Below are 12424 nucleotides of genomic sequence, written 5' to 3' on the forward strand. Positions count from 1 at the left end.
ATACTTTTACAAACCTATATTCAAACCAAAAACAACACCTCTATTGAATGTGGATCCACCTAAATCAGGATCAATCCAATCTACTTTCGAGTAGAGCAAACCTGGATTCATCGCCTGCGCATAAATCCGTAGCTTGGACAGCTTTAAGCGTTCCAGCACGCTTTCTCCGAATGAATAGCCAAATGATACATTTCTAAGCTTTATGAAAGTGCCGTCTTGGTAGTTCATTGAACTTTTATAAGTATCCCCTGCCGCACTTGCATAATTTGGTGAAGGGTAATTATTTGTCGGGTTTTCGGGTGTCCAGTAGTCCACCACACGCTGAGCGTAACGCCCCTGCAAAACCTCTTCCCCTGACTCAATCATAAAACCTCCTCTACCGTATATGAAGAAGGAAAGATCAAAATTCTTGTAGGTAAATGTATTACCGAAACCAAAGTTCCAGTCTGGGGTAGAGTGGCCTACAATCTTGCGATCGTTGTTGGCGTCGATTATGTAATCTCCGTTTAAATCTTTGATCTTAATACTACCCGGGACAAAGTTTGCGTTGTTGTCCGCGTTAAACTTCGCCATCTCGGCTCGGTCTTCAGGAGTATCCTGCCAGATGCCTTCTTTTACGTAATCATAATAAACAGAAAGGCGCTCACCAATAAACCACCCGTTTCCCACTTCATCCATTTTCCCCAACGAGAGCTCTTCGATACGGTCGCGCGTATGCGTAAAGCTTAGTGTTGACTCCCATGTGAAATTTGGGTTCGTGATATTCACCGTGTTTAAAGTCAGTTCGACACCTTTATTCGAGGTAGACCCTATATTATCATACGTAAAGGTATATCCATTTACTGAAGGTATTTCCCGCGCTAATAATAAATTTGTCGTTTTGGATGTGAAATAATCTAAAGACCCCGATACACGTGCGCCGAGGAGGGAGAAATCAACGCCGTAATTGATCTGTGCGGTCCGTTCCCACGCCAGTTCCTTATTTGGCATCGGTTGCGGATCAGCGCTGGAAGGGTCGGAGGGTACGTAGCCAGGTTCTACAATTGCTCCCCAGGTATAGTAAAGGGTCTGTAGCCCACCCAGCGTACCGTACGGATCAACAGAAGAATTTCCAACGACCCCGTATCCGATACGCGCTTTAAGCATATCCACCCAACTGCTATTTTCTAAAAATGCTTCCCTATCAAGACGCCATGCTAAGGCCATCGACGGGAACCAGTCCCATTTATAGCCATCACCCAGCACCGAGGAACCATCCCAACGTACCGAACCAGTAAATAAATATTTGCCGTCATAATCGTAATTACCCCGCACCATATACGAAGATAATTGACTCTCCACAAGGCCACTCGAGAAGCGATCCAATGCATCTACTGAATTTAGTTGATACCACTTCTGACTGTCCCATGGTAAGTTTGATGCCGTCATCGAAGAAGTCTCTGTACGCGTGGAAGTCGCACTTTGTAAGATCGTTAGTCCAGCGTTATGTTTATTAAATGTGCGATTATAATAAATCAGGTTATCTAAAGTCCACGAAAAACGCATCGTATTATTGAGCTGCGCATAGTTAGTCGACCCGGGCTCGCCAGCGCCCCTATTTATGGAATTGGCATCCATAAAACGGCCGTTGCGGTTACTATAGTAATCGGGGCCGAAGTTCACGCGGTAACGTAGACCTGCCATCGGCTCAACCTCGGCAAAAATGTTTCCGAAATTCCGCCATACGTGTCTTTCATTTATATTATAATCTGCCTCCAGAATCGGGTTTTGAATATTTACATCGCCACCCGGGAGATTAATTCTGTTACCATCATCATCGTAGGGTTGCGCATAAGGAAGCATTCCCTGCGCTGCAAAATAAAGGTTTCCCGGCCCCGTGGCGTTACTGGTAGCGAAACCATAGTTTTGATCACCAAAGGTGGTATTCATCACCGCCCCCAGTTTAAACCAATCTACCGGCGTGATATCAACACTCATTTTTCCCGAATAACGCTGATAATCTTGCCCGAGCTGGGTGCCATCCTGTTTGAGGTAACCAAATGACCCGTAAGCCTGCATTTTATCGGTTCCCCCGGAAGCAGACAGGATATGATCCTGGGTAAATCCAGTTTGCGTCACGTAATCGGTCCAGTCGGTAGTAGAAACGGCCGACGGATCCCAAGCGCCGTTTGCCCAACCCTTTAATACATTGGCCCACGCTGTGGGGTCAGAACCAAAAATCTCTTGGTCGCGCGCTTGATCAGGTTGGGCGGGATATTTCCCGTCTTGACGGTAGGCATTCCTTCTAAACTGTATATATTGTGCCGCATCCATCATCTCTGTTCGATCCTGTAGATTCTCGATTGTCGTTGTTCCCGAATAATCTAAGGTCAACCGTCCTGCGCTTCCTCGTTTGGTGGTAACGATGATCACACCGTTGGCCCCGCGAGATCCGTAAATAGCTGTTGCCGAAGCATCCTTCAAAACGTCCATTGTGGCAATGTCTTTGGGATTAATAAATTCAATCCCCCCGGAACTCAGCGGAACGCCGTCCACCACATACAGTGGCGAATTTGAAGCCAGTAATGAGCGGTTCCCGCGCACGCGAATCTGGCCCATTTCCCCGGGACGTTCATTAGAGGTTACATCAACCCCCGCCGTGCGTCCTTGTAAGGCCTGCAACGAGTTGGTCACTGGCATGGCGGTAATTTCTTCACTCCCGATCGAAGTGATCGATCCGGTGAGATCCGAACGTTTAACAACGTTATAACCCACGACCACCACTTCCTCAACAAGCTCACTCGATTCACTCAAAACAACAGACAGCCTATTTTGATTCGCAATTGGAACCTCTTTTTGCTGATACCCGAGCATCTTAAAAACCAGTGTCGCCGATGCCGGTACTTGCAGGACAAATGCGCCTGTACTGTTACTCGTTGTGGCAGTCGTGCTCCCCTTGAGAGTGATCGTCACACCAACCAAGGCGCCGCCTAATTCATCCTTTACGTCGCCCGAAACTGCCGTCTGCGCCGATGAGGGGAATGCCAGCAATACCCCTAAAAAGACAAGCATAAATTGCTTCATAAACAAGCCTACCCCGCCTTCAATCACATTTTGTTTCATTTGCATGATCAAGATTTTAACTTTTATAATTGATTGTTTTATCCATAAATAGTTTGCCACCAATGAAAAATCAGAAGAGCAACATGGGCGCATACCGATTCGGTGTTAAATGTCGTTTCTACAATTAATAGCTTACAACGAGAAGGATTAACACTAACACGCGCAAAAGAAATTGCAGGCAAGGTATAGACCGTTCGAAAATTATGCTTAATTGATTTACTTTTCCTTAAAAATTGGTTAACAAAATACTATTTTGAATTTCTAGTATCCAAGGTAAAGAAAGCATATAGAGGCCGCAACCTGCCGCATCCTGTGCGGGTTGAAAATGAATTAAATTGAAGGGCGAATATTGATGTAAAAAGGAACTTCTACTTGTCTCTTTTCTTGTTCAATGATAATCTGGGCAGCGTATTTACCCATCAACTCGAAGTCGGTAGATATAGTGGTTATACCATTAAGAATAAACTTTTTCAGCGGTGTTTCATTATAGGAAATGACACCAATATCTTTACCAACTTTAAAACCTTTTTCGATGCACTTCTCAAGAATAAGTACTAAATCATTCTCGGCGATGTTGATATAGCATTCACCTTTTTTGATATGTTCATCGTTCAGGTTATCGACTAAAATATGGTCGAATCCATACTGTTGGCAAAACTTATAGAATCCTTTTATAATAGCTTTCGGGTAGTCGGTATTATCCGGAAATACGAGCTTCAAACGGCTGTAACACGAGAGCGACTCTTGCGCCTTCTCTAAAGCTCCAAAGATATCTTTTTCATAATTTTCAAAGACCGCATCACAGGCTTCCATTCCCTCAATTTTCTTTCCCAGGAGCAGTAACTTATCCTGGGGAATACTCGCCAAGACTCCAGCAGCTTGATCGCGGCCTTCCTTAAAGTGTGGGAAAACAACGTAACGGTCGTAATTTTTTGTGAGGTTTAACAGCAGGGTACGTAAATGTGATATATCACTATTATAAACAAACAAATCTAAAGAAGCAGCCTCCCCCAATTCACGGGCGAATGCATCATAAACAATTTTTTTATGTGCGCTAAGTTTATTGAGAAACAGGGCGATCTTGTGCTTGCTTATCACTTCAGCGTTAGCTACAAAGTACCCTTTGCCAGGGGTGGATGAAATAATATTAAGAGTTTTCAAATGCTTATAACCTTTTTCAACCGTATCACGTGAAATATCAAGGTGCACACTTAATTCGTTAATAGAAGGCAATATATCGCCAAGCTTCAGTTGCTTATTGCGCACTCCATCGGTGACTGCATCGGCGAGCTGTAGATATTTAGGTGTTGAGGAAAAGTCACTTATCTGAATACTCTTAATAAAATCAATATTGTTCATGACATGTGTTTACATACGGCACGCTAAAGAAACACTTTTTTAGATTAATTTCCAATTTTAATTAGCCGCGGCGTGCTGGTTTGTCAACAATTTCTGAAAACAAAAACAAAAAAAAGCAGCTAGTTTCCGTGGGGTGAAACTAACTGCTCATGCATATTGATTGTATTCTCTAACCCGCTCAATAACCCATATTCTGCTCATACAAACCCGGGCTTGTATTTAATTCCGATTGCGGCACAGGATATAACACATAATTCACGTTAAAACTTTGCATCTGTCGTCCCCCATCTTCCGCCTCAATCCAGCTACTCATCGTTTGCTCGATAGTGCCCGAACGGATAAGGTCAAACCAACGTACCCCTTCTCCAATAAATTCACGCCGCCGTTCGGCCAGCAACTGTTCCTTTGACACATCAGTCAAATCATCGCTAATACCTGCCCGCTCGCGCACTTTATTTACAACAACGTCCACATCGTTCACCACGGATCCAGCAGCACCGTTCAACACGCATTCCGCTTTTAGCAGCAACAGGTCGGTATAGCGAAAGACAATGTAATTTATCGGCCAATCCATCCGGCTGGAGGTTGGAACATTATTCAGATCCACAAACTTTTTAATAAAAGCTCGGTTCTCTACTACCGTGCCGTTTTTATAGCCTTGTTGAATACCGAAGCTTTTGCGAATGTCGTCCGGTTCAAATGTATTCAAAAGATCGGTCGATACCGGACGAATCGTCAATCCGCCTTGTGTAGCGAAGCCTTCCGATTGAAACCAAGTGTCGGGTACCAGCACCCACGGAAATGTGGCTCCGGCAACCGGAGTCAATCCCGTAGCATACTCAATATTAAAGATTACCTCATCATTCCGCTCTTTGGCGTAATCGAATATCTCGGAATACGAGTCTAGTAACTGATATTCATTACTTGCTATGATTTCATTCAAAAGTACGGCTGCTTGGTCCCACTCACCACTATTCATTCCCGCGCCCTGTACTCCCAAATCTGGTCCCGAGCGCGTCATATACACGAGCGCTAATAGCATTTTTGCGGCGTGCTTACTCACGCGTCCTTTTTCTGCACCTTCGTACTCACTCTTGGCAGGCAGCATATCGGCGGACTGAGTAAGGTCCTGAATAATAAAATTGTAAACTTCCGCAACAGCACTGCGCGGAATTGTTTTCGCTTCGGCAGCCTCAACTACATGATCAATCAAAGGCACCTGCCCAAAGTAACGAATGAGATCGAAGTAATAAAAAGCACGTAAAAAGCGCGCCTCCCCTTCCATCTGTGTACGCACATCCGCATCAATAATGACATTCTCTCCTTTAGTCTGTAACTGTTCTAGAAAATTATTCGCGCGGAAGATGCCCGTATAATTAGTTTGCCATGCTTCCGTTACGTAAGGGTTGGCATCAATCGTTTTGTGAAAACTGTTTATCCCTTCCCAATCACGCACCCCGCCATCGGAAATTGCATAAAGGTTATCTGAACGCGTCTCGGAGAGGTTCATAAGTCTATCGGGATAGCCCCGTGTGGAGCTGTATACCGCATTTAGCCCTTGGGTGAAATCATTCACGGTAACAAAGTAGGTTTCTGAGGATGCTTCCGAAATTGGCTGTTGATCCAGGTCTATGTCACAAGATGACAGCAGGCCTAAACTCAACGTTATATATAATATCTTTCTCATGATCTTAAAATGTTAAATTAATACCAAATGTAAAGGTCTTGGGTAAGGCTAATCCGCCGTAGTCACCCGCTTCAGGAAAAGTCGTACTCCCGCTAAGGTTCGTATTGGCCGATTCTGGATTCAAGCCTCCGTCGTATTTATCGTGCCCCCAAAAATTCTCTAGAGTTACATACAATCTTCCGGCATTAAGCTGCGAACTTCCGCCAAGTTTAAGGTCCTTGAAATTATAACCAAACGTTACATTTCTCAGGCGCCAGTAATCCGAGGAATACAACCAGTCCGTATTCTTGATTCGCCCAAACGTTGAATATGCTGCACCTACACGCCCTCCCCCTGGATCTTCTTCTGAGCGCCAGCGGTCACGAAAAAATCCTAAAGCATTGTCCGTAGCGCCCTGCCCAGTACGGCCAAGTGCGCGTCCTAGTAGCGAGTAAATATGCCCCCCTTGTTGGCCTTGAAACATAAAACTCAAATCGAAATTCTTGTATTTGAAATTATTGGTGATTCCCCAAACATAATCCGGATTCGGGTGACCAACAATAACCCGGTCATTGGCATCAATAACATTATCACCGTTGGCATCCACGTAACGTGGATCCCCAGCTTTCTGCGTCCCATATAACGCAGCACCTCTGTCAATATCTTGTTGAGATAAAATACCGTCCTGTTGAACGACATAAATACTATACATGGGTTCCCCCACACGTAAAATCGAATGTTCGATATCAAAAGACGAAGGAATAAGTATCTCTTGTTGATCACCAACGAGCTTGGTGACTTTATTGCTATTATGAGAAATATTAAGTGAAGTGGACCATGAAAAGTCGCTACGCTGGATATTTCGGGAGGTTAGTTCCAAATCCCATCCCTTGCTCGCCACCTCGCCGGCATTATCCAAAAAGGAGGAGAAACCTGTTGAATACATGGTAGGCACGTTCAACAATAGGTTGCTGCTATTGCGTTTATACCAATCAAATGATCCCGACAGGCGTGAGTCCAGCACAGCGAAATCGACACCCACGTCATACGTTCTTGATTTCTCCCAGGTCAAATCTGGATTAATGATATTGCTTGGCGCTTGACCGGAACCTAAATTCTCTCCCCAGGCATAGCTGTAGAAGTCAAGCAGTGCAATAGAGCTATAGTCACCGATGTTATTATTCCCTGATTCTCCGTAGCTTGCTCTAAGCTTTAAATCTTGAAAAATATTCTTTCCCTTTAAAAATGATTCTTCAGAGAGTCTCCAGCCTACTGACATTGACGGAAACCAGCCCCATTTTGTGTTTAACCCAAACCGAGACGATCCGTCACGTCGCATACTTGTAGATAGCAAATATTTATCATTGTAAGCATATTGCACGCGGCCAAAATAGGAAATCATCAAGTTTTTCGAGGCCTCGGTTGAAGCGACCGTCGATACCGCTGCGTTCAACGTTTTGATCGAGCTGTTTGTATATCCGCCTTGTGAAGAAATCGAAGATGCGTCAAAACGGTAGTAATTATAAGCGTGCCCTAATAGTGCATTTATACTGTGTTTACCGACCTCTAAGTCATAGTTTAGCGTATTTTCATTGACAAATGTTTGTTTAGTAAACTTATTATCGGCGCCATAAGTCGCTTCATTAGGTTTTCTTAACCGGTTTTCAAGCGTACTACCAATGGTATACGGCCGAAAACTAAAAGCATTCCTATCGGTATGATCGTAGTTGACCGTCGTCTTGAAAGTAAGGTTGTCCAGGATCTTGTATGAGCCGTATACGGTAGCCAGGATCCGGGTCGTTTTATTCTCTCCAATATTGTTGGTTAATTTCGCCAGTGGGTCATTTGTCGAGGTGCTCCACGGGTATTTATCATTTTCAAATACATTAACCAGACCAGCCGGCTGTTCCTGCACGGGACTCATGGAATATACTTGGTGCATAATATTGTCTTTCCCCTCGGTACCGGGGTCATTCTGAATAGAATAAGTCGGTGCCAGATTCATACCCAGAGTGATCTTATCATTTGCTTTTACATCCACATTTGCCCGCATCGAGTAGTTCTTGTAGTCAATCCCTTTAACGATCGCCTTTTGATCCATATAGTTTCCTGAAACGTAATAATTCACGTGATCGGTACCACCGGACGCTGCAAGCTGGTAATTTTGAACCAATCCGTTGCGGTACACTTCATCTTGCCAGTCGATCAAATATAACCCAGGATAGCCCTGTTGATCCCAACGCTCATCATACATGTAGGTCGTGTTGTATGTTCCGGGGGCAAGTCCCAATATATCCCGGCGTTCATCCACGGTCTGGGAAGCTGTTCTTCCCGAACCCGATGCAACCCACTGGGCATTTGTCATCTCAATAGAGCGGTCCATCCACTCGGTAGGACTCAACATATCGAGTGTCTTGTACGCCTTGGAAGATCCGACGTAGGTATTGAAATTTATTTTTGCCTCACCCGATTTACCCCTTTTCGTGGTAATGAGCACAACGCCATTTGCGGCACGCGAACCATAAATAGCCGCCGCAGAAGCATCTTTAAGTACCTCCACCGATGCAATGTCGCTGGGGTTCATATTATCTAAGGGGTTTCCGCTGCTGTAATTCCCCGATCCATTAGGCCCCTCTGTATTAAGCGGGAAGCCGTCAACAACGTAAAGAGGCTCGCTACCGGCAGTAATCGACCCAGAACCGCGTACCTGGACACTCATGCCTTTTCCGGGTATACCAGTGGTTTGTTTCACCCGTACACCTGACATCTGCCCCACAAGTGCTTGGTCGACGCGCGCAACAGGACGCTCCTCCAATCCCTCCGCATTAAACTTTGAAACCGGTGCGACTAAATTAGAACGACGTTGCGATCCATAACCGATAACTACGACCTCGTCAAGAAGCTCATCTTGCGCCTGTAGAGTTATTGTAATCGGTTGCATCGAGGCAACTTTAAAAGTTTGCGTTTGATATTCGACGGACGTAAATTGTAGTGTTTCGCCGAGTTTGACCGCGATAACAAAAGCTCCATTTGTGTCCGAAGAAGTGGCACGATCACTGTGCCCCACCACGTTAATCGAAGCTCCCACTATAGGAGACTGCGAAAGATCCTGCACGGTCCCGTGTAATAGCTCTTGAGCATAAATTGTTGACCAACAACAGACCAAAGGAACGAGCAAGTATCTTAACCAATTTTTTGTAAACATAGAATTAATATTAGGACTTATATTTGTAATAATAGTTAACGATTTCCTAATGTAGCAAGTCAAAAAAAGATAACCGTCATGTGGTTTCATGCCCGAAAGCGAACATCTTGTGCAATGCGGTCAATAACATAATATTCAACCACTAAGGAGGCGCGATAAACATAAATTAAGTAACAAAGCTCAAACAAGAAAGACCTGTACCGTAAGCACCAATTCGCCCACCCAGTTTCCAGAAGTATGGCTCCCAAGGCAAGATGCTGCTTCAAACAGCGTAAACCAGCGCATTTGACCCCAAAAAAAAAGCGGCTACCCAACCCGGTAGCCGCCTGATTAATTTAAAAATATTTAATATTCTAGTAAGCGCACTGGACCCTGAAGACCATTATCCATAACTGGCCATACACTTGCGTCAAAATCTTTGTAATTGATATTCACAAAATTTATCTCATGATAGTTTCGCCACTGTATCTCTTTCTTATCCATATCGCGCATCCGGTTCGCCATTAATCCGGCAACCTCGATACGAATGGTGTTCGTACCTGTCGTAAGTAACGGAGTGATATCCAGCTCAAAAGGGTACGCCCATAAGATGCCGGCTCGCTTTCCATTTATAATCAGCTCAGCACTGTGGCCAACCTTCCCTAAATTCAGTCGATATGATTTCCCATCCCGTTTCTCTAGGGAAATGTTCGTTTGATAGGCTGCCGTACCCGCAAAACTATTTGCCTGTTGGTCGTCCCAACTCGTCCAGAAGCTTGGCGCATCGATCTTGCGGCTCTTCGGTAATTTCGGACCTCCATGAATGAAGGACACTTCCCAAGGTTGGTTGAAGACAGCAACCTCGCGCAGCTGGTCTATATACTGATAATCAGGCAATGTAACACTCTTTTTCGCCGCCAGAACGACCCAAGCGTAGCCTGCAGGAATTTGCAAACGAACCTCCCCCCGATCGTTCACCGGTAAGGAAAATGTCTGTCCTGTCTGTGGATCGAGTAAAACGTAATTTGCCGCTTTATTTAAAAGGCGAATAGACCTGTCAATAGTCTCTGCAGTATGGTTCACCATGTAATAATAGTATCCATTTTCGTTCACGCGTCGGGCGAACTTTAACCCCGTCCTGGTGATCCCTTCGGCGAAAATTTGCTCTGTTTCGAATGCAGAGTAAGCATCACGCGTCAGATAAACTTTACCTTTGCCGTATTTTGTATATTGGTTGGCATCCTGACCGTTAAATCCTAATGTTTTGATAAGCTGTTGTAGACGCTGACGGCGTGCCTGCAAATCGGCAAGACCTGGTACATCTGCCGGCAGGGATTCAAATACGACCGTTGCCCCATTTTCTGCAAGTTCTAAAATAGCGGCCATCGTTTTCTCTGAGAAATAGTGGCTAGACGGAATGTATAATGCTTTGTAGGGGTGTGCAGCGTCCGCCGTTTGAATTTTATTTTCGTGAACATTCGATCCCGACAATATCGCATCACTCACAAAATCGAAGCTGTAGCCGCGGCGCTGCAAGTTAACACTCTGCTTATAAAATTCCGTTGGATGGAGCCATTGATCAACATGGTGCACCGAAAGCGTTTTAAATGCGCTATTGGTGTCGTGCCATACGTCATAGATCGGCCAATAGACCAACAGCTCGTTATCCGCTTTGGTTGTTTGCAAGACAGACTGCACACGTGTAACGTACTGATTTAGTCCTTTCAAATGCGGCCAAAAGGAATTATTGGTCGTGAAATTTACGGACGCGTAAAACAGCCAACCCGGGTACGGAACATCTTGCGGCGAATAGGTCGTGCCATGATAAAACACATGATTCACACCTGCTAGAAATAGCTGTTCCACTTCCGGTTTGGTTTGTGAGAGCGCGGTCTTAAAATGTTCTGTCAGCCATGTAAATGTCTCCGAACTTGTATATTTCCGACCGGCGGTGTGCGTAGCCGACGAGGCGAATTTAAACATCATCGGATCAGGATCCACGTTACGTACATCGTTCGAATCACGGCGCAAGCCAGGGATATCAAAAGCGCTCGAGCCAAATGTTTCGCATTCTGCAATATCAGTACTGGCATACAAATCGATGAGGTTACCGGGCGAGCCGTGCGCCTGATTACGAGACAAAGCTCCGTTCTCATGGGCAAACTCGGTAAATGGAATTAAAAAATTTGCGCGCAGCACGTCACTTACAACCTCCCGATAGTCTGCCTTCACGCGCTTTTCTAAATCCGATTCCGTTCCAAGCCCAGAAAATGCAAGTAGATGATCTTCGAGTTTGTAATGTTTGCGTGATGAAAATTCCTCAAGAAAGCCTTCCGTCCAATTGGCTCCATACACTTCATAACTATCGTTGAAAAAATTTTCTACGTTCAGTTTGCGACCACCGAAAGCTTTTCTAAAACGCTCAAAATATGCCTGCACCGGCGCTGATCCCAGGTGATCCAGGGTATACCCCTGACCTCCAGGTGCGGCTCGCTTCACTTGTTGACGCGTACGACCTGAAAACAGCGCTATTAACCGCACCTTTGATGGTGCGCTCCAACTTCCTATAGTGTCATCTAGGTATTGATCTAAGTTTATTTCCGCGCCCGAACTATCAAAAGCACGAAGGGCTTTTAGATGCACATAGGTTTGCTTAGGATCGCTTACTTTGATAGGGAACTTTATAGTCTCTCCTTTTTCTAAAGGTATCTCATCCAAAAAGAGCTTTGTAGCAGCCTGCTCCTGGCTTACTTGAGGACCTCCAAAGGGCCAGCCGGTTCCAAGATTCATGTCCACACCCATTGTAAGTGCCTCGGCTGTACGGGTGGTGTAATCAAGAATATCCATCCACTCAGGCGAAAGAAACGGAATATAGCGCGATTCGTATCCCTTGGCGCCATAAATAGGTGTCACTTCAACACCACCAAACCCGGCCTTATTAAACAGGTCTAACTCGCGTTGAATATTTTCCTTATCCACGGCCGAACCCAACCACCACCATCGTGTCCAGGGTTTCATCTCTTTGGTCACCTCAGGCCACAGTGCTTGCCCTGCAGCGGGATTCGTGCACCAACTACAAATGCAAAGTAATGCTATAAAAATTTTGTTCATTC

General features: G+C 45.1%; 5 protein-coding genes. All 5 read right to left on the minus strand.

Annotated elements, in window-relative coordinates; genetic code table 11:
• Window positions 1–6: 6 nt before the first annotated feature.
• A complete protein-coding gene (locus FM107_RS07805) occupies window positions 7–3108 on the minus strand; it encodes a TonB-dependent receptor (protein WP_256959414.1) in 3102 nt (1033 codons plus the stop codon).
• A gap of 324 nt (window positions 3109–3432) precedes the next feature.
• Window positions 3433–4461 carry a winged helix-turn-helix domain-containing protein gene (locus FM107_RS07810; protein ID WP_086947925.1) on the minus strand — a complete coding sequence of 343 codons (1029 nt, stop codon included), beginning with the start codon at window positions 4459–4461 and terminating at the stop codon, window positions 3433–3435.
• Between the two features lie 178 nt (window positions 4462–4639).
• Window positions 4640–6148, minus strand: coding sequence for a RagB/SusD family nutrient uptake outer membrane protein (locus FM107_RS07815; protein WP_086947926.1), 1509 nt, complete (start codon window positions 6146–6148; stop codon window positions 4640–4642).
• 4 nt (window positions 6149–6152) lie between these two features.
• Window positions 6153–9332 (minus strand): TonB-dependent receptor, encoded by a 3180-nt coding sequence (locus FM107_RS07820; protein ID WP_086947927.1) that lies wholly within the window; start codon window positions 9330–9332, stop codon window positions 6153–6155.
• 345 nt (window positions 9333–9677) lie between these two features.
• On the minus strand, window positions 9678–12422 hold the full coding sequence (locus FM107_RS07825) for a glycosyl hydrolase (RefSeq protein ID WP_086947992.1): 2745 nt from the start codon (window positions 12420–12422) through the stop codon (window positions 9678–9680).
• Window positions 12423–12424 lie beyond the last annotated feature (2 nt).

The sequence above is a fragment of the Sphingobacterium sp. JB170 genome, from assembly GCF_900163865.1.
GTDB lineage: Bacteria > Bacteroidota > Bacteroidia > Sphingobacteriales > Sphingobacteriaceae > Sphingobacterium.

Excerpts from the sequence above, each read along its gene's own strand:
- FM107_RS07825 (WP_086947992.1), bottom strand. The coding sequence starts at position 12,422 with ATGAACAAAATTTTTATAGCATTACTTTGCATTTGTAGTTGGTGCACG.
- FM107_RS07820 (WP_086947927.1), bottom strand. The coding sequence starts at position 9,332 with ATGTTTACAAAAAATTGGTTAAGATACTTGCTCGTTCCTTTGGTCTGT.
- FM107_RS07805 (WP_256959414.1), bottom strand. The coding sequence starts at position 3,108 with ATGCAAATGAAACAAAATGTGATTGAAGGCGGGGTAGGCTTGTTTATG.
- FM107_RS07815 (WP_086947926.1), bottom strand. The coding sequence starts at position 6,148 with ATGAGAAAGATATTATATATAACGTTGAGTTTAGGCCTGCTGTCATCT.
- FM107_RS07810 (WP_086947925.1), bottom strand. The coding sequence starts at position 4,461 with ATGAACAATATTGATTTTATTAAGAGTATTCAGATAAGTGACTTTTCC.